Raw genomic sequence first — 21,519 nt, 5'->3', positions numbered from 1 at the left:
CTAGAGCCCCGTCCGGGGGTAGAGCACGTTGTAGAGCTCACTGATGCCGACGTTGACGATCATCAGCACCAGGATCGCCTCGACGACCGACGCGTTCACCGAATTGGCGACGCCGGCCGGCCCGCCCCGGGTGGACAGGCCTTTCTGGCAGGACACCACCGCGACGATCGCACCGTAGATCACGGCTTTGATCAGCGCCACGATCATGTCGCCGGTGGTGGCGAACGACGAGAACGTCGCCACGAAGCTGCCGGGCGCGCCCTTCTGGAAATAGACGTTGAACAGGTAACTGGCCAGAAAGCCGACGAAGCAGGTGATGCCGGTCAGGGCGACGCCGATCATGATGGCCGCGGCGAACCGGGGCACCACCAGCCGGCGGATCACCGAGACTCCCATCACCTCCATGGCGTCGGTCTCTTCGCGCATGGTCCGCGAGCCCAGGTCGGCGGTGATGGCCGAACCGACCGCGGCGGCCATCAGCATCGCCGCCACCAGGGATGCGGCCTGCCGGATCACGGCCAGTCCGGCGGCTGCGCCCGCCAGTGACGTCGCGCCGACCTGGTTGGCCAGTAGGGCGAACTGGATGGACAGTGTCACCCCGATCGGCAACGCCACCAGGACCGTCGGCAGCACCGCGGTGTTGGCCATGAACGCGCTCTGCCGGACGAACTCGCCCCACTGGAACCGGCCGCTGAACAGGTCGATGAAGAAGTACTGCACGGTGCGCACCGCCAGCACACACTGCTCGCCGACCGTCGTCAGCGACGCCAGCGGGTGGCGGTTGACGTAGCCGACGGTCCAGTCCCCGATCGCCGCGACACCGTCGAGCGGAACCTGATCAGCGGATTCCCGCTCCTCCTGGGTCGTCATCGTTTGCCGATCATGAACTTGGGATCACCCGGCGCCGCCGATTCCCCGTTGCGCCGATGATCCATGGCGGACATGGTAGCCACCGTCCTTACTCCGAGGTAGGGTTCGGCGATTCTCGGAACGGCCGGTGGGTAGCGCGGGTGGGTACCGGTCGCGGCGGCGCGGACAGAGCTCATCGGGCCTCGCCATGACCGTGCATCCGGACATGATGTCGGACACCATGCCCGCCGAGAGGCACTTCGGGCAACATGACTTGAGTTATGGGTCAGTTACTCAGCGGTATCACCGATTTCGCGGATTCAGTGTCCCGAAGATGGCTCGGATGGCGATACTCGAGCCGGATGAATCCCGGCGCGGAGAGGGTGTCGATGCAGCGATGGTGGGTGCGGTCCGCGGTCGGTATGGTCGCCGGTCTCGCGGCGACGGTGACCCTGCTGGCACCGGCGCCGGCCCTCGCGGACCCGGATCATCCACCGGTGCTTCCGGTGTTCACTCCGGCGCCCAGCGACTGGTCGCCGCATATGGATTTCTGGCCGTATGACACTTTCACCTATCAGGTCACGCCGGAGATGATCGGCGGCATGTCGGACTCGTGCCAGTGGTTCGACGCGCAGTTCGACCCGCTGATGGGCCAGATCAACGCCTTCAACCGCAACCTCGCCGAGCGCGGCGACGTCTACGCCGGTGTGCAGCCGCAGGCGGACGCGGTGGTGGCCAACATCGACCGGTCGACGGGTTTTCTGGCGCCGCGGCTGAAACCGCTGACGATTCGCAACACCCCTGACAACTACGGCCCGTACTCACCGATCTACGGCGGCGAACAGCTGACCGGGGTGCTGTTCCAGCTCTCCCGCATCGCCGACAGCATGCGCAAGAAACAGCCGGCGGGCTTCACCCGTGCCCATATCGATTCCGCGGCCGGGTGGGGCGCCGCATTGCGGAATTCCGGGGCCTGCACCTGACCGCCCCGCCGCCGCGGGTTCGGGTAGGTTTCGTGGTGCGTTGCGGCCGAACGGCTCGGTCCGGGGAGACCAGGGAGGGGTGGTGTGAGGTGTCGGACCGTGAGGACATGGCAGCCGAGGCCATCGACGAGCCCGAGGCCACCGACGAGCCCGAGGCCACCGACGAGGCTCTGGACGACGACACCGCCGAGCAAACCCCTGACGAGGCCGGCGACCAGACCGACGCGGCGTCGCGACGAGCGCGGCTGCGCTGGATCGCCGCTGCGGTGTTGGCGGTGGGCCTGATCGTCGCCGGCTACGAGGGCTGGCTACTGTTCGCCCACCATCAGCGTGCCGCGGCCGCCGCACAGGCACTGGAAACGGCCGAGAAGTACGCCCTGGTGCTGACCGGGGTGGACCCGGCCGCGATCGACAAGAACTTCACCGACGTCCTCGACGGAGCGACCGGCGAGTTCAAGGACATGTACGCCGCCTCCAGCGAGCAACTCCGCCAACTGCTGATCGAGAACAAGGCCGCCGCACACGGCACCGTCATCGACGCGGCGGTCAAGTCCGCCACCAAGAACAAGGTCGAGGTGATGCTGTTCATCGATCAGTCGGTAAGCAACAAGGCCTCCCCCCAACCGAAGATCGATCGCAGTCGCATCGTGATGACCATGGAGAAGGTGAACGGCCGCTGGCTGGCCGCCAAGGTCGACATGCCCTGAGCGATGTCGCGGCCGGCCCGCGGCGGCGGCCCGCTGCTAGTTGAACGCCAACCAGCTGGGCAGCGCCCGTTCGTGGGCGTCGCACAGCACCTGGGCGGTGTCGCACGAACCGCGCGGCACCCCGGCGCCGGTCCACATGCCGCCGGCGTCGCGGCGCAGCACGACCGCCGACGACGAACCGCCGTCGAGCAGGACGGCGTGATCGCTGTTCAGACCCCGGAACAGATCCTGCATATTGTCGGGGGTGTAGTGGCCGCCCTGGAAGATGTACATCTCGTCCTTGGCCGCCGAATAGCCCAGGGCGGTGCGCGCCGCGCTCGGCCCGCCGTCGTTGAGTTGCCCGGTGACGCCGGGCGCCAGCAGCCCCAGCCCGCTCACCGCGACGAACCGCTCCCCGCGTTCCACCAGGGCGGTGATCGTCGGCCCGGCCGCGTCGTAGTCCCCGCCGTCGCGGCCACCGCGCGGCCACAGCACATACGGTGCGCCACGGGTCGGCAGGATCATCGTGGTCAGCGTCGACCAGTGCTCGTTGCCGCCGGACAGTCCCTGCTTGCCGGCGTAGGGGATGGTGCCGGTGACCGCGACGTTGGCCCGCCCCTTGCCGCGGGTGTTGTCGACGTAGGCGCCCAGCGGTGAACTGCAGTTGGTGGTCCGCCAGGATCCGCCGCGCTGGCCGCGGATGTCGAAGAAGTTGGCGTTGACAGCCACCATCGGCCGCCCCAGCGCCTGCCAGGCCTGCAGCGGGGTGTACAGCTCGGAGGCCTGCAGCAGCCCCTCACTGGTGCGGGCCCGCGGATCGCGTTCGCAGCGGCTCTGCACACCGCGGTGACTGTCGACCAGCAGGTGCGGCTCGATGCGCTGCGACGCCGCCTTGAGCACGACCAGGTGACCGCCGCCGGACATCTCGTACCACTCGCCGGCGGCGTTGAGCATCGGGGCGGGATGCCCGCTGCCGAAGTTGTAGACCAGGTAGGAGCCCGGGGTGCGGGCGATTGCGGCGGCCAACTGGTCTTGGGCGGCGGCGCGCGCGGCCGGCAGGCCCGGGCCGATCGCCAGGGTGGCGCAGAGCAGCATCGCGCTGCAGCCGGCCGCCAGCCGGCGCACGAAAGCCATTGGAGTCAACGCTGTTTGCCCCTTCGGCTCCGGACCGACAGACACCAAGTTCCCAGGCTAGCCACAGAAACCGTCGGGGCAGCGTGCCGTGATCGGACTGTGCCGCGTCGGTGGCGAATCGGTTACCCGGCGATCAGCCGCCGAGGCGTGCGTGCATCTCCCAGATCAGGATCTCCGCCGGCGCTTCGGCGCGCACCCGTTGACCGCCGCCACCGGTGACGCGGACCGCGTCACCGGCGGCCAACTCGCCGGCGCCCTCCACATCGACCCGGCCGATCGCGACGAACAGGTGAAGGTAGGCAGCGTCGGGCAATTCGACGCTGCGGCCCGGCTGCAGCCGGCCGGCGTACAGCGTGGCCTCGGCGTTCCCGATGGCGATCGCGGCGTCCGGGTCGCTGCCCGAGGCGACGGCCACCAGCCCGCCGCCCGCCAGGGCGTCGCCGATCTGCTGCTGCTGATAGCCCGGGTTGCGGCCGGGAATGTCCGGCACGATCCACATCTGGATGAAATGCACCGGCTCAGTGGTGGATTCGTTCTGCTCCGAATGCAGGACTCCGGTGCCCGCCGACATCCGCTGCGCCAGCCCGGGACGGATCACCCCGGAGTTGCCGATCGAATCCCGGTGGGTCAGCTCACCGGACAGCACCCAGGTGACGATCTCGGCGTCACGATGCGGGTGGGCGTCGAAGCCGGAAGCCGGCGCCACGATGTCGTCGTTGTTGACCAGCAGCAGCCCGTGGTGGGTGTTGGCAGGGTCGTAGTAGTCGTTGAACGAGAACGAATGGCGCGAATTGAGCCAGGGCGCGCGGGTGACAGCCCGGTCGGCGGCCCGCCGCACGTCGAGCAGACCCGTCATGATGCCCAAGGCTAACGTGCGAAACGGCCGCTGCCGGTAGTCTCACTGCAACCGCCGAGCTGATAGGGAGGGGGCAGGCGATGTTCGTCGAGACCGGCGCGCACGATGACGCCGGTGCCGGCGCGTGAGCCGCCCCACCCTGCAGCACCTGCAGCTCGCCGAGCTCATCGCCCACGCGGGGGGTGACCCCTGGGCGGTCGACGACAGCCTGCAGGCCGGCAGCCCCACCCAGATCGACTTCCTGGCCCAGGCGTTCCACCAGGCCGCCGGATCGGCGACCGCCGCCGAGGAGACCTTCCGCACCGCCCGGCAACACTTCGAGCAGTACCACCGCGAGAGCGGTGAGCAGCCGATCAACCACGGCGCCGACGTGCAACGCGTCAAAGACGGCCTGCACGCCAGCACCGAGCAACTGGGCCGCATCGCCGCAGATCTGGAGACCATCGCCGGCGCCCTGGCCCAGGCCCGCGCGGCGTCGCAGGCCAATATCACCGCGCTCAACGCCAACCTGGTGGGCCTCGACAACCTCGTCGGCCACTACCTCGACCTGGAAAACGAGGGCCACGACTGCAGCACCGAGATCAACCAGTGTCGCCAGCAGGCCAAGGACGACACCGCCACCGCCCTGCACAACGGCACGGTCATCCGCAACACCTACTCCAAGGCTCTGCAGCAGGCCCTGACCAACCTGCGGGTCAGAGACGGCTACGACCCCGACGCAGCGGTGAGCAGGTTCGATGCGGATGCCCCGTCGCCGCCACCGGGACCGGTGCCTGATGACCCGAAGGCCTTCAACGACTACTGGAACAGCCTCACCCCCGGACAGAAGGACTGGCTTTACAACTCCGACCACAACATCGGCAACCACCCGGGCATGCCATGCGATCCGCCGGACCACCTGGGCTACGACCACTACAACCGGCTGCACCTCGCCGACGAATTGACTCGGGCGCGGGCCGCCGCGACGCAAGCCGACGCGCTGCAGAACGAGCACCCGGACTGGGCGGCCGGCAACAACATTCCCCGGCCCAACGAACCGGGCGCGATCTTCGCCGACCGGGTCGCCTACGAGAACTGGCAACGCCGATACGACGCCGCCCGCGACGGCGCCAAGTACCTACCCGATCTGCAGGCCGTCGACGCGGCACTGCAGGTCAGCCCCGATCGCAAACTGATGCTGCTGGACACCGAAAGCGGTACGCAGGCCCGCGCTGCCATCGCCGTCGGCGACCCGGACAAGGCCACCCATGTGTCGGTCACCGCCCCGGGACTCAACACCACGGTCCACGGCGCCATCGGAGGTATGACCGATGAGGCGACGCACGTGCGAGGCGAAGCGCTACGGCAGCTGGGGCTGTCTCCGGGGCACGAGCACGACTCGGTATCGGCTATCGCCTGGATCGGTTATGACCCGCCGCAAGTGCCCGGGTTCGACGATCGGGGCGCATCGCTGGCGGGTATCTGGGGAGTCACCCACGACGACCTGGCCCGGGCCGGTGCTCACGACCTGGCCCGCTTCTACGACGGGATCCAGGCCTCCCATCTGGGTGGTCCGGCCGATCTGACCGCGATCGGGCACTCCTACGGCTCGCTGACGACCGGGCTGGCGTTGCAGGAACCCGGCGATCACGGAGTGTCGCGGGCACTGTTCTACGGATCTCCCGGTATCGAGGCCGCCACGCCCGAACAGTTGCATCTGCAGCCCGGTCAGGTGTTCGCCATGGAAGCCCCCGACGACCCCATCCAATGGGTGTACGACGCAAGGACGTTCGGTCAGGGCATTCCGATTCTGGGTTCCTACCTCAATGACGAATTCGGTGACTTCGGCCCGAATCCGGCGACGAATCCCAACTTCACCCAGTTGGCAACCGGGGCGGCCACCGTGCCCGACGGCCATGGTGGGACGGTCAGCCTGCAAGAAGCGCACGGCCACAGCGACTACCCGCGCTTCCCGGACGGCGGCGGGCTGCGAACGACGAACTACAACATCGCCGCCGTCCTCGCCGGCACGAAACCGATTGAAGGCAAATGAGACACCACACCATCATCAGTGTGAACGGTCGATTCCACCGGCTGCTTTTCGTCACGGTGGTCGCCGCCGCGTTAACAGGAGGATGCCACGTGAACCAGCCTTACGGGCCCACCCCGCCCACCGAAGCAGCCCAGGCGCTGGAAGAATTGCGATCGCTGCCCTCGTTTGAGGACACCCGCGTGCAGGTGCAGGCCGCGATGAAGGAGATCACCGTGGCCGCAGGCGAACTCATCTCCGGCGTTGTCTGGGAGAACCCGCATGAGGGCTCGGGTGAAGGTTGTCAGCGACGGCCGTACGAGCAGGCCAACGCGCGCGGGTACCTCTTACCGGACGAGGTCGCGGTCCGGGTCGCGGTATCCGAGCGGGACTGGGTGGGCATCCAGGAGGCCGCCAGGATCGCGGCGGCAAAGCTCGACGCCACCGAACTCCAGGTGATGCAGGACCAGCCCGGCAACCACGACGTCGGGTTCTACGGCCCCGCCGGGCTGTACATCAAGGTCGGCTACCGGGGCAACCTGGTGGTTTCCGGCTACACCGGCTGCCGGCTGCCGCGCGAGCAGAAGTGACCGCTTACCAATCCGATTCGTCGAAGGTGATGACGCCGCGGATGTTCTTGCCGTCGACCATGTCGGCGTAGCCGGCGTTGATGTCCTCGAGCTTGTAGGTCGTGGTGATCATCTCGTCGATCTTGAGCAGCCCGGACTTGTACAGGCCGACCAGCCGCGGCGTCTCGATGTGTGAGCTACCGCCGCCGAAGATGTTGCCTTTCAAGGTCTTCTGCAACATCGTGAACAGGAACAGGTTCAGCTTGACGTCGGCGTCGGCCATCGACCCCATGCCGGTGACCACGCAGGTGCCGGTCTTGGCGGTCAGCGTCAGCGCCTCTTCGATGTACTCGCCCTTCATGTCGCCGACGGCGATGATCACCTTGTCGGCCATCAGGCCCCAGGTCTCCTCCATGACCGGCATGATCGCCTCGGCCATCGACGAGTAGACACCGGTGGCGCCGAACTTGACGGCCTGATCCCGCTTGAAGGCCACCGGGTCGATCGCGATGACGCGCCGTGCCCCGGACAGCACCGCGCCCTGCAGCGCGCTCATGCCGATGCCGCCGACACCGACGATGATGACGGTCTCGCCGGGCTTGACGTCGGCGACGTTGGTGGCCGAGCCGAACCCGGTGGGCACCGCGCAGCCCATGATCGCCGCGGCCTCGAACGGCACGTCGGAATCGATCTTGACCACCGAATCCTGGTGCACCGTCATGTAGGGCGCGAAGGTGCCCAGCAGGTTCATCGCGGAGACCTCGTGCGAACCGGCGCGGATACGGTGGGTGCCGTCGGCGATCGCCTTGCCGCCCAGCAGGACCGCCCCGCGGTCACACAGCGAGCGGAAGCCCTTCATGCACGGCGGGCAGGAACCGCAAGCCGGGATGAAGGCCATCACGACGTGGTCGCCCTCTTCCAGGCCGGTCACGCCCTTGCCGACCTTGGTGATGACCCCGGCGCCCTCGTGGCCGCCGAGCGCCGGCAGACCGATCGGGGTCGCCCCGGTGGTGACGTGGTAGTCCGAGTGGCACATCCCCGCGGCGTGCATCCGGACCTGAACCTCACCGGCGACGGGGTCGCCCAGCTCGATCTCGTCGACCCGCCACGGCGAGTTCAGCTCCCATAACAGTGCGCCCTTGGTCTTCATGATCGGCCATCATAGAACACGTTATAAAAGATGCCGCGATCAAGCGCTTGAGCTGCGTAAACTAGCTTCTAGTCGGTCTTGTGCGGGATGCCTACGGACAAGCCCCCGTCGATCACCAGGTCAGCACCGGTCATGTAGCCCGACTCGTCGGAGGCCAAGAACACCACCGCGGTCGACACCTCGGCCGACTTGGCGGCCCGGCCCAGCGGAATCTGCAGCGAGTCGTCCGGGATGGCGATCGTCATCCGGGTGCGGATCAGCCCCGGCAGCACACTGTTGATCCGGATGTTGTGCGGCGCCAGTTCCAGGGCCGCCGCCTTGGCCAGCCCGCGCACCCCCCACTTGGATGCGACGTAGCCGTACAGGCCCGCGGAGCCGCGGATCCCCTCCACCGAGGAAATGTTGATGATGGACCCGCCGCCGGCCGACTTCATCGGCGCGACCGCCGCGTGCATGCCCAGCATGGTGCCGGTCAGATTGACGTCGATGAGCTGTTGCCATCCGGCGAGGTCGAAGTTCTCGATGGTGTTGAATTTGGCGATTCCGGCGTTGTTCACCAAGACGTCGAGGCTGCCGAACTCCCCGACGGCCAGCTGAACCGCCGCGTCCCACTGCTCGGGCCGGGTGACGTCGAGGTGGGCGAACCGAGCGGTGCCGGCGCCCAGCTCCTCGGCGAGCTTGCCGCCCTCCTCGTCGAGGATGTCGCCGATCACGATCTTCGCGCCCTCGGCGGCCAATGCCCGCGCATGTGTTGCGCCCATGCCCCGCGCGCCGCCGCTGATCAGCGCAACCTTGCCCTCGACTCGTCCCATGGCGCCTCAGGTTACGGGGTGCGATGTTTGCCCGTTACGCTGCCCTGATGGCTGTTACCCGCGCCGAGCGAACCTTCCAAGGTGTCCAGGGAGTGCGGATCGTCTACGACACCTGGACACCGGATACGGCGCCGCGCGCCGTGGTGGTGCTCTCGCACGGCTTCGGTGAACATGCCCGCCGTTACGACCACGTCGCGGCGCGGTTCGGCGAAGCCGGGCTGGTGACCTACGCGCTGGATCACCGCGGGCACGGCCGATCCGGGGGTAAGCGGGTGCTGTGCCGGGACATCTCGGAATACACCGGCGATTTTCACACCCTCGCCGGTATCGGCTCCCGGGAGCACCCCGGGCTGCCGCGCGTGGTGCTCGGGCACAGCATGGGCGGCGCGATCGTGTTCAGCTACGCCGTCGACCGCCCCGACGACTACCAGTTGATGGTGCTGTCCGGGCCGGCGGTGGACATGGCCGGCACCGTCTCGCCGTTGCTGGCGTTCGTCGCCAAAGCGCTCGGCGCGCTGACCCCGGGCCTGCCGGTCGAGAAGCTCGACTCCCACCTGGTCTCACGCGATCCGGCGGTGGTGGCGGCTTACGACGAGGATCCCCTGGTGCACCATGGTCGGGTTCCCGCCGGTGTGGCGCGGGCGTTGATCAAGGTCGGCGAGACCATGCCGTCGCGGGCGCAGGCACTGACGGCGCCACTGCTGGTGGTGCATGGCGCCGACGACGGTCTGGTGCCTGCCGAGGGCAGCAAGCGCCTGGTGGGCTGCGTCGGGTCCGCCGATGTGCGGTTGACCGTATATCCGGGCCTCTACCACGAGGTGTTCAACGAACCGGAACGCGAACAGGTGCTCGACGACGTGGTGGGCTGGATCGACGCGCGGCTGTGAATCGCCGTCGGCGCGATGTCGCCGGTGTCGGTTAGCGTGGCCGCCATGAGTAGCGCCCTATCCGACGACAAGATGCTGGCGCGTATCGCCGCTCTGCTGCGCCAGGCCGAAGGGACCGACAACGCCCACGAAGCCGACGCGTTCATGGCGGCAGCACAGCGGTTGGCCACCGCCACCTCCATCGATCTGGCGGTGGCCCGGGCGCATGCCACCAAACGGACACCGGCCACCGCCCCGGTGCAGCGCACCATCACCATCGGATCGCCCGGCACCAAGGGCCTACGCACCTACGTACAACTGTTCGTCGGAATCGCCGCGGCCAACGACGTGCGTTGCGACGTGGCGTCGAACTCCACCTTCGTCTACGCCTACGGCTTCGCCGAGGACATCGACGCCACGCATGCGCTCTACGCCAGCCTGGTCGTCCAGATGGTCCGGGCCGCCGACGCCTACCTCGCCACCGGCGCGCATCGGCCGACGCCGACGATCACCGCCCGGTTGAACTTCCACCTGGCGTTCGGCGCCCGGGTGGGCCAGCGGCTGGCCGAGGCCCGCGATGAAACCCGCAGGGCGGCCGAGAAGGACCGCGATCGGCCACCGGGGACTGCGATCGCGTTGCGCAACAAGGAGCTTGAACTCACCGACTTCTACCGCGGTGCTTCGCGGGCGCGTGGTACCTGGCGCGCGACCAGGGCCTCGGCCGGGTATTCGTCGGCGGCGCGGCGAGCCGGGGACCGGGCCGGCCGGCGGGCGCGCCTGGGTGACGACACCGAGTTGTCGGTGGCGCGCTCGGCGCTGGAGCGGTGAGCGGGCAGTTTGAGCGCGACACGCAACGCGCCAAGGTTTATGCCGCGGAGGTGGTTGTGCGGGCCCTTTTCGATCGGGCGGCTGAAACCGGGGCCCGCGGTGTGGAGTTCTTCGGTACCGGCATAACGCTGCCGCCGGAAGGCCGCTTCGGCTCGGTGGCGGCGGTCGGCCGCTATCTCGACGACGTGCTGGCGCTGCCGGCGGTACGCGACCGGTGGCCGGACACCGCGATGCTGACGGTGCGCGCACGCCGCGGTGTCACGGCGGCCCACTACGAAAAGGTCGGCGAGGCAGGCGTTATCGCCGTACCGGACCAACGCGGCGCGGACTGGGCGTTGCGGGAACTGGTGGTGCTGCACGAGGTCGCGCACCATCTGTGTGATGTCCGGCCGCCGCACGGCCCGGAGTTCGTCGCGACGTTCTGCGAGCTGGCCGAGTCGGTGATGGGCCCGGAGGTGGGTTATGTGCTGCGGGTGGTGTTCGCCAAGGAGGGCGTCCGGTGACGCCTAACGATCACCGTTGGGCGTCACCGGCGCCGCTGCTCCTCAGCTACTGACCGGGACCAGCGCGTCACCGCAGGTGCAGCGGTAGGCCTCGCCGGCTCCCTGACAGTGGCACGGGGACTCGATGCGGACGCGGCATCCGCACCCGTCGTGGCCGCATGTCAAGACGGTTCCCGCTTCGTAGTTCGTCATGTGTCGCACCTTTCTCTTGCAGCCGGCTGGGCGCCGGTCTGCCTGACTATATACCCCATAGGGGTATGGGGTAAAGATATTGGGAGGCGGAGATCATGGTTGCCGTCTAGCCTCGGTGGACGTGACCGAAACACCAACGCCCCGCGACGTCGATAGCCTGCTGGACCGCATCTTCGCCGGCGACGACCCCGACCTGCAGGCAGCGCTGGCCGCCAGCGAAGCGGCCGGGCTGCCGTCGATCGCGGTCTCGGCGCAGCAGGGCAAGTTCTTGAACCTGCTCGCGACGGCGACCGGAGCCACCCGCATCCTCGAGATCGGCACCCTGGGCGGCTACAGCACGATCTGGCTGGCGCGGGCCGTCGGACCCGGCGGCGCGGTGGTCACGCTGGAGTACGAGCCGACGCACGCCGACGTCGCCCGGGCCAATTTGGACCGCGCCGGAGTCGGCGATCGGGTGCAGGTGATCGTCGGCCCGGCGCTTCAGACCCTGCCGAGCCTGACCGGCGAGCCGTTCGATCTGGTGTTCATCGACGCCGACAAGGAGAACAATGTCGGCTATCTGGACTGGGCGGTGCGGCTGTGCCGCCCCGGGTCGGTCATCGTGGTGGACAACGTGATCCGTGAGGGGACGATCCTGCAGCCGACGTCCGGCGACGCGACGGCACGTGGTAGCCGGGATGTCTTGGAGTTGATGGGCGAGCACCCGCGACTGCAGGCCGCCGCTATTCAGACGGTCGGGGCCAAGGGCTGGGACGGCTTCGCGATCGCCGTGGTGGCGTAGTCGGGGCCGCGGCGGCCGTCGGTCACCCCAGCGCGGCGCTGCGCCGGTCCGTCACGATGTCGTCGGCCAGCGGCGCGATCGCCGCGATGATCTCCGCGGTGGTCGCCTCGGGCACTTCGCAAGCGGTGAGCGCGGCCGTGAGATGACCGACCGCCAGGTCGAACTGCAATCGGCCGATGTTGCGATCGCGATGGGCGTCGGCCATCGACAACCCCCGATAGGGTTCGGGGCCGCCGAGCGCTGCCGCGAAGAATGAGACCTGCCTGCTTTTGAGGCGGGCCATGTCGCTGTTGCGAAAGTAGCCGGCAAGCCGGGCGTCGGCCAATACGCGCTCGTAGAACTCGTCGACGACCGCGGTCAGCGCCGCAGCACCGCCGATTTCGTCGTAGATGCAAGTCATCTGAGGCGTCCTCGAGGTTGCGAACGTTGTCTCAACCAGCACACCGCCGGCTCGTTTCACCGCAGTTAAAGCGGAGTCACGATCGTCGAAAGAACATCTCACGCCGGGTGTCCACCGGCGTCGCGCTATCCGCAGACCGCGCCGATGGCCGCCGAACCGACCAGCTTGCGGTACTTGGCCAGCACGCCGGTGGTGTAGCGCGGTGGCGGGGGAGTGAAACCCTCGGCGCGGGCAGCGAATTCATCCGGGTCGGCCACCACGTCCAAGGTCGCGTTGGCCACGTCGAGGCGGATCTTGTCGCCATCGCGCAGGAATGCCACCGGCCCGCCGTCCACCGCCTCGGGGGCGATGTGGCCGACGCACAATCCCGTCGTCCCGCCGGAGAACCGGCCGTCGGTCAGCAGCAGGACGTCCTTGCCGAGGCCGGCGCCCTTGATCGCACCGGTGATCGCCAGCATCTCGCGCATTCCCGGCCCCCCCTTGGGACCCTCGTAGCGGATCACCACGGCGTCACCCGCGCTGATCGTGCCGTCCTCGAGGGCATCCAGTGCCGCCCGCTCGCCATCGAAAACCCTTGCCGTGCCCTCAAACACATCGGTGTCGAAGCCCGCCGACTTGACCACCGCGCCCTCCGGCGCCAGTGACCCGCGCAGGATGGTGATGCCGCCGGTCGGGTGGATGGGGTTGGTCAGCGCGTGCAGCACCTTGCCGTCGACGACCGGCGGGTTGAGCTCGGCGATGTTCTCCGCCATCGTCTTTCCGGTGACGGTCAGGCAGTCGCCGTGCAGCAGGCCGGCTTCCAGCAGGGTCTTCAGCATGACCGGCACCCCGCCGATCTTATCGATGTCGAACATGACGTGCTGGCCGAACGGCTTCACGTCGGCCAGGTGGGGAACCTTCGCGCCCACCCGGGAGAAGTCGGCCAGGGTCAGCTCCACTTCGGCCTCACGGGCGATCGCCAGCAGGTGCAGCACCGCGTTGGTGGAGCCGCCGAACGCCATCACCACCGCGATGGCGTTCTCGAACGCCTCCTTGGTCAGGATGTCGCGGGCGGTGATGCCGCGCCGCAGCAACTCCACCACGGCCGATCCGCTGCGCCGGGCGTAGCCGTCGCGGCGTCGGTCGGCCGACGGCGGGGAGGCGCTGCCCGGCAACGACATACCGAGCGCCTCGGCCGCACTTGCCATGGTGTTGGCGGTGTACATCCCGCCGCAGGCGCCCTCGCCCGGGCAGATGGACCGCTCGATCTCGTCGACGTCCTCACGCGACATCAGTCCGCGCGAGCAGGCGCCGACCGCCTCGAAGGCATCGATGATCGTCACCTCGCGCTCGGTTCCGTCGGAGAGCTGGGCGTAGCCGGGCATGGTGGAGCCCGCGTAGAGGAACACCGCGGCCAGATCCAGCCGGGCCGCGGCCATCAGCATGCCGGGCAGCGACTTGTCGCAGCCGGCCAGCAGCACCGAGCCGTCGAGGCGCTCAGCGCACATCACGGTCTCGACGCTGTCGGCGATCACCTCGCGGCTCACCAGCGAAAAGTGCATACCCTCGTGGCCCATCGAGATGCCATCGGAAACCGAGATGGTGCCGAACTCCAGCGGGTAGCCGCCCGCTTCGAAGACGCCTTCCTTGGCGGCCTTGGCCAACCGGTCCAGCGACAGGTTGCACGGGGTGATCTCGTTCCACGAGGACGCCACCCCGATCTGGGACTTGGCGAAGTCGTCGTCGCCCATGCCCACCGCCCGCAGCATCCCGCGGGCGGCGGTCTTCTCCAGGCCGTCGGTGACGTCGCGGCTGCGGGGCTTGATGTCGACGGAGTCAGGCATCCGCTCAGTATGCCGGTCGGCGGTGAGCGGACAAAACGAATAAATACCCCGCGGGGGTATCGGCTAAAATAGCCCCATGAGATCAGCCCTCGCGGTCGTCGTCGCGCTCGTCGTCAGCATCTCCGCGGGCGCCTGTCACCGCTCGGCGCCGGCGCCCGAGCAGCAGGAATCGAGCAGTTCGGCGGCGGCCAACACCGGCAGCCCCGGCGACATCGCCTTCCTGGAGGACATGGTCATCCACCATCAGCAGGCGCTGGAGTTGACGGCCATGGTGCCCGGGCAGAGCACCGATCCGGCGGTGGTGGCGCTCGCCGACCACATCGCCGCCCAGCAGCGTGTCGAACTGCAGGGTTGCCAGGCGCAGCTGCTGCAATGGGAAGCGTCCGACGAGCACGACACGGCCACCGACAAGCGCGACATCCCCGGCATGGTCGATGAGGCCACCATGGACAAACTGCGCGGCCTGCGGGGCTCGGAATTCGACAAGCTGTGGCTGCGGTCGATGATCTCCCACCACCGTGGCGCGATCAAGATGGCACACAACGAGATCGAACACGGTCAGAGCCCGGAGGCGATCAGCATCGCGCAGTCGTTGGCGGTGCGGCAACAGGCCGAGATAGATCAGATGAACCAACAGTTGGGGACGCTATGACCACCGATGCCCCCGGGTACTCCCCGCGGAAGGACAACTACGCCAAACGACTGCGCCGCATCGAGGGGCAGGTGCGCGGCATCGCCAAGATGATCGACGAGGACAAGTACTGCATCGATGTCCTCACCCAGATCAGCGCGGTCAACAGTGCGCTGCGCTCGGTCGCGCTCAACCTGCTCGATGAACATCTGGCGCACTGCGTCAGCGGGGCTGTCACCGCCGGTGGGGACGAGGCCGACGCGAAACTGACCGAAGCCTCGGCCGCGATCGCGCGGTTGGTCCGTTCCTGACCGGCGCGCCGCTACCATGTGACGCGGCAGTTCCGGGGAGGGCGATGCGCCACACACCGCTGGACGCTGCCCCCACAACATGACTGTCGAAACTGGTAAAACCCGAACCGGTCCGTGGACGCCGCGGACCACGGCGCAGTTGGCGATCCTGGCCGCTGCCGCGTTCATCTACGCCACCGCCGAGATCCTGCCGGTCGGCGCGCTACCGGCGATCTCGGCGGGCTTGGGCGTCAGCGAAGCGCTGGTCGGAACTCTGCTGGCCTGGTATGCGGTGGTTGCTGCGGCGACGACGATTCCGCTGGTGCGCTGGACGGCCCACTGGCCGCGCCGCCGGGTACTGCTGCTCACCCTGGTCTGCCTGACCACCTCGCAGGTGATCTCGGCGATGGCCCCGAGCTTCGCGGTGTTGGCCGGCGGGCGAGCGCTGTGCGCGGTCACCCACGGGTTGATGTGGTCGGTGCTGGCGCCGATCGCCACCCGGTTGGTGCCGCCCAGCCATTCCGGCCGGGCGACGACGGCGATCTATGTGGGCACCAGCCTGGCGCTGGTGGTCGGTATCCCGCTGACATCGGCGATGAGCCTGCTGTGGGGGTGGCGGCTGGCCGTCGTGGTGATCACCGTGGCCGCGGCGGCCATCACCGTGGCGGCGCGCTTCGCGTTGCCGGCTCTGGTGCTCAGCACCGACCAGCTGGCGCTGGTGGGGCGCCATCACTACCGCAACCGGCGGTTGTTGGGCGTGAGCACGCTGATGCTGATCGCCGTCACGGGCCACTTCGTCTCCTACACGTTCATCGCGGTGATCATCGAGGACGTGGTCGGTGTACCCGGGGCCCGGTTGGCCTGGCTGTTGGCCGCCTTCGGGGCCGCCGGACTGGTCGCGATGTCGATGCTGGCCCGGCCGCTGGACCACCATCCCAAGGCCGTCACCGGTAGCTGCATGGCCGCGCTGTCCGCGGCGTTCGTCGTGTTGGCCGCGCTCTCGATCGGCGGCCACCACACCACCGGGACCGCGGTGGCCGGGGCCGCGGCGATCGTGCTGTGGGGCGCCATGGCGATGGCGGTGTCGCCGATGCTGCAGTCCGCGGCGATGCGCACCGCGCCCGACGACCCCGACGGGGCCTCGGGGTTGTATGTCACGGCGTTCCAGGTCGGCATCACCGGCGGCTCGCTGGCCGGTGGTTTGCTGTTCGAATGGGCCGGAACGTCGGCGATGCTGAGCGCGTCGGCGCTGCTGGTGGGTGTCACGGCGGTGGGGGTCGCGGCGAGCAAACGCCTCTTCGTTGTTCCCTGACGCGCAGGGCGCGGTAACGTGCGCCACTATACGCGCGCCTGAAACCGCAGCTCAGTAGCGCGTAGGCCGGCATTTCGGGGTGTTTTCCGCTCGCTGTACGAGTTAGCTGACAGTCGTCCTATGCCACACTTGAAGCCAAGATTTGTGACCGGAGGTACACACATGTCGGGATGGAAGCTCGCGGGTATCGGAGCCTGGCTGTCCACTGCGGGAATGGCCGCGGTGCTCACGCTGGGCTGCGGAGCGGCGCTGGCCGACCCGCCGCAGCAGCCCGGCGACCCGGCGGCGGTGGACGCCGGCCCGATCGATTCGGCTGCGCCGCCCGCCCCGGCGGAGTTGCCGCCGCCGGACCCGTTCGCTCCGCCCCCGCCGCCACCGCCGCCCGCGGACCCTTTCGCGTTCCCGCCTCCGCCGGAGCCCGCCCCGCCGGCGCCGCCGGTGCCGGGTGCCGCACCGGGTGAGCCGGGTGCCGCACCGGGTGAGCCGGGCGCCGCACCGGGCGAGCCGGGTGAGCCCGGTGAGCCCGGCGTGGCACAGCAGGGGGCGGTTCCGGTCGCGGCCGGCCCCGTCGCCGGGCAGAACCCCGAGCCGTTCACCGGCACCGCGCCGTTCCTGCCGCCGTCGTTCAACCCGCTGGACGGGTCGATGGTGGGCGTCGCCAAGCCGATCATCATCAACTTCCAGCGGCCGATCGCGGACAAGGCGATGGCCGAACAGGCCATCCACATCTCGTCGAACCCGCCGGTGCCCGGCAAGTTCTACTGGATGACTCCCAGCCAGGTCCGGTGGCGCCCGTTCAACTTCTGGCCCGCCCACACCACCGTCAACATCGACGCGGCCGGCACCAAGTCGAGCTTCCGCACCGGTGATGCCCTGGTGGCCACTGCCGACGACAAGACACATCAGATGACGATCACCCGCAACGGCAAGCTGGAGAAGACATTCCCGATGTCGATGGGCATGTCGAGCGGTGGGCACGAGACTCCCAACGGCACTTACTACGTGCTGGAGAAGTTCCCCACGCTGGTGATGGATTCCTCCACCTACGGGGTGCCGATCAACTCCACCTACGGCTACAAGGTGACGGTGCAGGACGCGGTCCGCATCGACAACAGCGGCGGCTTCGTGCACAGCGCCCCCTGGTCGGTCAATGACCAGGGCAAGCGCAACGTCAGCCACGGCTGCATCAACCTGAGCCCGGCCAACGCCAAGTGGTTCTACGACAACTTCGGCAGCGGCGACCCGGTCGTGGTGAAGAACTCCGTCGGCACCTACACCAAGAACGACGGCGCCCAAGACTGGCAGATGTAGCGGCACCCTTTCTGCTCGCCGGGGAAAACCGGGCCCGGGGGTCAGTTCCAGATGCGGACGCGCTGTGCGGGCTCGAGATACAGCGCGTCGTCGGGCGTGACATCGAACGCCTCGTAGAACGCGTCCATGTTGCGTACCACCCCGTTGCAGCGGAACTCCGGCGGTGAATGCGGGTCCACCGCCAGCCGCCGGATCGCCTCGGCATCACGGGATTTGGTGCGCCACACCTGCGCCCAGCCGTAGAAGACGCGCTGCACTCCGGTCAGTCCGTCGATCACCGGCGCCTCGGCGCCGTCCAGCGACAACTGATACGCGAGCAGGGCGATCGAAAGCCCGCCGAGATCGCCGATGTTCTCCCCGACGGTGAACGCCCCATTGACATGTGAGTCGTGCTGTCCGTCGCGCAGCGCCCGCGGCACATACGTCTCGTACTGGGCGATCAACGCGCTGGTGCGGGTACCGAACTCGGTGCGGTCGGCGTCGGTCCACCAGTCGATCAGGTTTCCGTCGCCGTCGTACTTGGCGCCCTGATCGTCGAACCCGTGCCCGATCTCGTGGCCGATCACCGCGCCGATCCCACCGTAGTTGGCGGCGTCGTCGGCGTCGGCGTCGAAGAACGGCGGCTGCAGGATCGCGGCCGGGAAGACGATCTCGTTCATCCCCGGGTTGTAGTAGGCGTTGACGGTCTGCGGCGTCATGAACCATTCGTCGCGGTCGACCGGGGAGCCCAGCTTCGCCAGTTCACGGTCGTAGTTGACCGCGTAGCCGCGCAGGAAGTTGCCGTACAGGTCGGCGCGATCGGTGACCAGCGCCGAATAGTCGCGCCAGTTGGCGGGGTAGCCGACCTTGGCGGTGAACTTGTCCAGCTTGGCCAGTGCCCGCTCCCGGGTCTGCGGCGTCATCCAGGCCAGCCCGGTGATGCTCACCCGGTAGGCCTCCCGCAGATTGGCGACCAGCGCATCGATGCGCGCCTTGGCGTCCGGTGGGAAATACTTTGCCACGTAAAGTCTTCCGACGGCATCACCCATCAGTGATTCCACCAGGGACACGCCGCGCTTCCACCGCTCCCGGATCTGTTCGGTGCCCGACAGCCGTCGACCGTAGAACTCGAAATCCTCGGCGACCAGCGCATCGGTGAGGATCCCGGCGCGGCCGTGAATCAGCCGCCAGCGCGCCCAGTCCTGCCAATCGGCGAGCTCGACCGAGGACCACAGCGCGGCGAACGCAGTCAGATAGTCGGGTTGGCGTACCACCAGTTCGGTCGTGACATCGCCGGCGACACCCAGGGCGCCGACCCAGCCCGCCCAGTCGAACCCGGGTGCCTCCTGCGGCAGCCCGGCGAAGGTGCGCAGGTTGTAGCCCAGCTCCGCGTCGCGGCGCTTCACCACGTCCCAGTGCGCGCCGGCCAACCTGGTCTCCAGCGCGACGATCCGGGCCGCGACCGCGGCGTAGCCGCTCGGCTCGCCGCCGTAGACGAGCGCGAACATCGCGGCGATGTGGCCTGGGTAGGCGGCCAGGATCTCGGCGTGCTGGTCGTCGCGGTAGTAGGACTCGTCCGGCAACCCGAGACCCGACTGGGTCAGGTGCAGCAGATAACGGGTGGAGTCCTTGGAGTCGGTGTCGACATACAGGCCGACGCCCCCGCCGACCCCGGTGCGCTGACATGCGCCCAGCACCCGCGCGAGGGTGTCACGGTCACCGGCTGCGTCGATCGCGGAAAGCTCCGCCAGCAGGGGTTCCACCCCGCGCTCGGCCACGGTCTGTTCGTCGAGGAAGCTGGCGAACAGGTCGCCGATCCGGCGCTCGTCGCTGCCGGCCGCCGCGCCCGAGGCCGCGGGTTGATGCGCCGGTTCCAGCGTCGCCGCTCCGCTGCCGAGACTCGCCAAACCGGCGGCTTCGGCGAGCAGGTCGCGGACCTGGCGTTCGGCCCGGTCGAACAGGGCGCGGAACGCACCGTCGGTGGCGCGGTCCGGCGGCATCTCGTAGCCGTCGAGCCAGCGGCCGTTGACATGTCCGAACAGGTCGTCCTGCACGCGGATGGTGCCGTCGAGGTGGCTGAGGTCAAGGCCGGAACGGGTGGCTGGTGAGATCATCGGGCCCATCCTTTCACGGCGAACCGTACAGCCGTCCTGTAGCGTCACCGCCATGCCTGACGAGGAGCAGCCCGACATCTCCACCGCAGCGGACGGCGACGTCGTCGAACCCGGCGAGACCACCGTCGAGACGCCCCGGGACGACCAGAAACCCGCCACCAAGAAAGGCGCCCCGCCGGCGGCCAAGGCGCCCAAGGGCGGCATCTCCGGCTACGGACTGGCATCGGCGTTCCTGGGCCTGGTCGCGATCGGCGCGCTGGTGTTCGGCTTGATCACCTGGAGCATGCACCGCGACGACGTCGACGAGCGCGCCTATCGCAGCCGGGTGCTGCAGACCGCCGCCAGTTGGACCAGCGTGCTGATCAACCTCAATGCCGAGAACGTCGAGAAGGGGATGACGCGGCTGCGCGACAAGACCGTCGGCGAACTCAACAGCGAGTTCGACGCCGCGCTGGAGCCCTACCGGGAAGTGGTGCAGAAGATCCAGTCCCGAAGCAGTGGCCGGATCGAGGCGGTCGCCATCGAGTTGGAGCGCCACAACCTCGACGACCCGGCCGCCGGGAACGACCAGCCGCCGAGCCCCGGCCGCACCGACCCGGTGATGGTGATCGCCACCTCGATCGCCGAGAACGTGGGAGGCCGACCGCAGACCGTGCACTGGGCGCTGCACCTCGACGTCACCGACGTGGACGGGCACCTGATGATTTCCCGATTGAGGTCGATCCGATGAGCAAGCTGGGACTCCTGAAGTCGCGAACGCTGTGGCGGGTGCTGGCCTTCGACATCGCCGCGCCGCTGGCCGCGATCGGTGGCCTGCTGCTGGTCGGGCTGATGCTTGACTGGCCGCTGTGGTGGGTGTCGGTCTGCTCGGTGCTGGTGCTGCTCATCGTCGAGGGCATGGTGGTGAACTTCCTGCTGCTGCGTCGCGATGCCGTCACGGTCGGCACCGACGACGACCGGCCGGGCCTTCGCATGGGGGTGGTCGCCCTGGCCGCCTCGGCGCTGGTGGCCGCGGCGGTGCTCGGATACCTGCGCTGGACGGTGCCGGACCAGGAGCTGGAGGCGGACTCCGGCGAGGTGGTCAAGACGGCGGTCGCCATGGCTGAGGCCGCGGCGACGGTGTCACCGGCCAACCCGGACGCGTCGATCGAGAAGGCGGCGACGTTCATGGTCCCGGACCGGGTCAACGCCTTCCGGGAAAGCATCGGCCGGACCGCCACCGAGATGGCCAACCGCAACATCGCGGTCGACGCGCAGAACCTCAGTGCCGGCGTCGAGGCGCTCGGTCCGTCGGCGGCTCGGGTCGCGGTGGTGCTGCGCAGCGTTCAGACCGTGGCGAACCAGCAGGTCAAGCAGGCGGTGGTGCCGGTGCGGGTGACCCTGACCAAGCGGGGCGGCCAGTGGATGGTGCTGGAGATGTCACCGATCCACGCGCGCTGACC

23 protein-coding genes are annotated in these 21,519 nt (G+C 68.6%); 14 read left to right on the top strand and 9 right to left on the bottom strand.

The genetic code is table 11. From position 1 onward, the window contains the following. Window positions 1-870, bottom strand: a complete 870-nt coding sequence (locus G6N19_RS08365) for an MlaE family ABC transporter permease (protein WP_013827086.1) — start codon at window positions 868-870, stop codon at window positions 1-3. A gap of 368 nt (window positions 871-1,238) precedes the next feature. Here G6N19_RS08365 and G6N19_RS08360 point away from each other — a divergent pair, with 368 nt between their 5' ends. Both G6N19_RS08360 and G6N19_RS08355 read left to right on the top strand, forming a co-directional pair. Further along, window positions 1,239-1,832: a hypothetical protein gene (locus G6N19_RS08360; protein ID WP_013827087.1), complete on the top strand. Its 594-nt coding sequence runs from the start codon at window positions 1,239-1,241 to the stop codon at window positions 1,830-1,832. Window positions 1,833-1,939: 107 nt separating this feature from the next. Beyond that, a complete protein-coding gene (locus G6N19_RS08355) occupies window positions 1,940-2,539 on the top strand; it encodes a hypothetical protein (protein WP_041316691.1) in 600 nt (199 codons plus the stop codon). A gap of 36 nt (window positions 2,540-2,575) precedes the next feature. Here G6N19_RS08355 and G6N19_RS08350 read toward each other — a convergent pair whose 3' ends face one another. Beyond that, the gene (locus G6N19_RS08350; RefSeq protein ID WP_013827089.1) at window positions 2,576-3,652 is read right to left on the bottom strand and encodes a phosphodiester glycosidase family protein; all 1,077 of its coding nucleotides are present in this window, start codon (window positions 3,650-3,652) and stop codon (window positions 2,576-2,578) included. Window positions 3,653-3,785: 133 nt separating this feature from the next. Then, window positions 3,786-4,508 (bottom strand): pirin family protein, encoded by a 723-nt coding sequence (locus tag G6N19_RS08345; RefSeq protein ID WP_013827090.1) that lies wholly within the window; start codon window positions 4,506-4,508, stop codon window positions 3,786-3,788. Window positions 4,509-4,632: 124 nt separating this feature from the next. On the opposite strand from G6N19_RS08345, the gene G6N19_RS08340 reads away from it, so the two are divergent. After that, window positions 4,633-6,540 (top strand): putative alpha/beta hydrolase, encoded by a 1,908-nt coding sequence (locus G6N19_RS08340; protein WP_013827091.1) that lies wholly within the window; start codon window positions 4,633-4,635, stop codon window positions 6,538-6,540. Between the two features lie 20 nt (window positions 6,541-6,560). Continuing rightward, the gene (locus G6N19_RS08335) at window positions 6,561-7,106 is read left to right on the top strand and encodes an LppA family lipoprotein (RefSeq protein WP_232062576.1); all 546 of its coding nucleotides are present in this window, start codon (window positions 6,561-6,563) and stop codon (window positions 7,104-7,106) included. Between the two features lie 4 nt (window positions 7,107-7,110). Here G6N19_RS08335 and G6N19_RS08330 read toward each other — a convergent pair whose 3' ends face one another. Both G6N19_RS08330 and G6N19_RS08325 read right to left on the bottom strand, forming a co-directional pair. Then, the gene (locus G6N19_RS08330) at window positions 7,111-8,235 is read right to left on the bottom strand and encodes an NDMA-dependent alcohol dehydrogenase (RefSeq protein ID WP_013827093.1); all 1,125 of its coding nucleotides are present in this window, start codon (window positions 8,233-8,235) and stop codon (window positions 7,111-7,113) included. A gap of 68 nt (window positions 8,236-8,303) precedes the next feature. Beyond that, window positions 8,304-9,047 carry a glucose 1-dehydrogenase gene (locus tag G6N19_RS08325; protein WP_013827094.1) on the bottom strand — a complete coding sequence of 248 codons (744 nt, stop codon included), beginning with the start codon at window positions 9,045-9,047 and terminating at the stop codon, window positions 8,304-8,306. 47 nt (window positions 9,048-9,094) lie between these two features. Here G6N19_RS08325 and G6N19_RS08320 point away from each other — a divergent pair, with 47 nt between their 5' ends. The 3 genes from G6N19_RS08320 to G6N19_RS08310 are packed head-to-tail and all read left to right on the top strand — an operon-like array spanning window position 9,095 to window position 11,244. Further along, a complete protein-coding gene (locus tag G6N19_RS08320) occupies window positions 9,095-9,934 on the top strand; it encodes an alpha/beta hydrolase (protein WP_041319343.1) in 840 nt (279 codons plus the stop codon). 45 nt (window positions 9,935-9,979) lie between these two features. Next, complete coding sequence (locus G6N19_RS08315) at window positions 9,980-10,741, top strand: DUF2786 domain-containing protein (RefSeq protein ID WP_041319345.1); 762 nt, start codon at window positions 9,980-9,982, stop codon at window positions 10,739-10,741. Further along, window positions 10,738-11,244: a TIGR04338 family metallohydrolase gene (locus tag G6N19_RS08310; RefSeq protein ID WP_041316694.1), complete on the top strand. Its 507-nt coding sequence runs from the start codon at window positions 10,738-10,740 to the stop codon at window positions 11,242-11,244. The genes G6N19_RS08315 and G6N19_RS08310 overlap by 4 nt, the downstream gene beginning before the upstream one ends. A 42-nt stretch (window positions 11,245-11,286) precedes the next feature. Here the strand turns inward: G6N19_RS08310 and mymT are convergent, their stop codons facing one another. After that, a complete protein-coding gene (gene mymT / locus G6N19_RS08305; protein ID WP_081465452.1) occupies window positions 11,287-11,436 on the bottom strand; it encodes a copper-binding metallothionein MymT in 150 nt (49 codons plus the stop codon). 121 nt (window positions 11,437-11,557) lie between these two features. Here mymT and G6N19_RS08300 point away from each other — a divergent pair, with 121 nt between their 5' ends. Beyond that, window positions 11,558-12,217: an O-methyltransferase gene (locus G6N19_RS08300; protein WP_013827098.1), complete on the top strand. Its 660-nt coding sequence runs from the start codon at window positions 11,558-11,560 to the stop codon at window positions 12,215-12,217. 22 nt (window positions 12,218-12,239) lie between these two features. On the opposite strand, the gene G6N19_RS08295 is transcribed toward G6N19_RS08300, so the two are convergent. After that, complete coding sequence (locus tag G6N19_RS08295) at window positions 12,240-12,617, bottom strand: group I truncated hemoglobin (RefSeq protein ID WP_013827099.1); 378 nt, start codon at window positions 12,615-12,617, stop codon at window positions 12,240-12,242. A gap of 125 nt (window positions 12,618-12,742) precedes the next feature. Next, entirely contained in the window at window positions 12,743-14,440 is a 1,698-nt protein-coding gene (gene ilvD, locus G6N19_RS08290; protein ID WP_013827100.1) for a dihydroxy-acid dehydratase, read from the bottom strand. Between the two features lie 76 nt (window positions 14,441-14,516). Between ilvD and G6N19_RS08285 the strand changes: the two genes are divergently transcribed. The 4 genes from G6N19_RS08285 (at window position 14,517) to G6N19_RS08270 (ending at window position 17,984) form a co-directional block, all read left to right on the top strand. Further along, window positions 14,517-15,092 (top strand): DUF305 domain-containing protein, encoded by a 576-nt coding sequence (locus tag G6N19_RS08285; RefSeq protein WP_013827101.1) that lies wholly within the window; start codon window positions 14,517-14,519, stop codon window positions 15,090-15,092. After that, window positions 15,089-15,382 (top strand): copper-sensing transcriptional repressor RicR, encoded by a 294-nt coding sequence (ricR, locus tag G6N19_RS08280; RefSeq protein ID WP_013827102.1) that lies wholly within the window; start codon window positions 15,089-15,091, stop codon window positions 15,380-15,382. The genes G6N19_RS08285 and ricR overlap by 4 nt, the downstream gene beginning before the upstream one ends. 79 nt (window positions 15,383-15,461) lie before the next feature. Further along, window positions 15,462-16,673 (top strand): MFS transporter, encoded by a 1,212-nt coding sequence (locus G6N19_RS08275; RefSeq protein ID WP_041316703.1) that lies wholly within the window; start codon window positions 15,462-15,464, stop codon window positions 16,671-16,673. A gap of 162 nt (window positions 16,674-16,835) precedes the next feature. Continuing rightward, window positions 16,836-17,984, top strand: a complete 1,149-nt coding sequence (locus tag G6N19_RS08270; RefSeq protein ID WP_193466129.1) for a L,D-transpeptidase — start codon at window positions 16,836-16,838, stop codon at window positions 17,982-17,984. Window positions 17,985-18,025: 41 nt separating this feature from the next. Here the strand turns inward: G6N19_RS08270 and G6N19_RS08265 are convergent, their stop codons facing one another. Further along, window positions 18,026-20,077: a M13 family metallopeptidase gene (locus G6N19_RS08265; RefSeq protein WP_083036783.1), complete on the bottom strand. Its 2,052-nt coding sequence runs from the start codon at window positions 20,075-20,077 to the stop codon at window positions 18,026-18,028. A 52-nt stretch (window positions 20,078-20,129) separates the two neighbouring features. Between G6N19_RS08265 and G6N19_RS08260 the strand changes: the two genes are divergently transcribed. Both G6N19_RS08260 and G6N19_RS08255 read left to right on the top strand, forming a co-directional pair. Then, a complete protein-coding gene (locus G6N19_RS08260) occupies window positions 20,130-20,807 on the top strand; it encodes a hypothetical protein (protein ID WP_013827106.1) in 678 nt (225 codons plus the stop codon). Then, window positions 20,804-21,517 carry a hypothetical protein gene (locus G6N19_RS08255; RefSeq protein WP_013827107.1) on the top strand — a complete coding sequence of 238 codons (714 nt, stop codon included), beginning with the start codon at window positions 20,804-20,806 and terminating at the stop codon, window positions 21,515-21,517. Before G6N19_RS08260 ends, G6N19_RS08255 begins: the two co-directional genes overlap by 4 nt. The last annotated feature ends 2 nt before the right edge of the window (window positions 21,518-21,519 follow it).

The organism is Mycobacterium novum, from assembly GCF_010726505.1.
Classification (GTDB): domain Bacteria; phylum Actinomycetota; class Actinomycetes; order Mycobacteriales; family Mycobacteriaceae; genus Mycobacterium; species Mycobacterium algericum.
The sequence above is the reverse complement of the archived record's forward strand: the minus strand, read 5'-3'. Positions and strand labels throughout refer to the sequence as shown.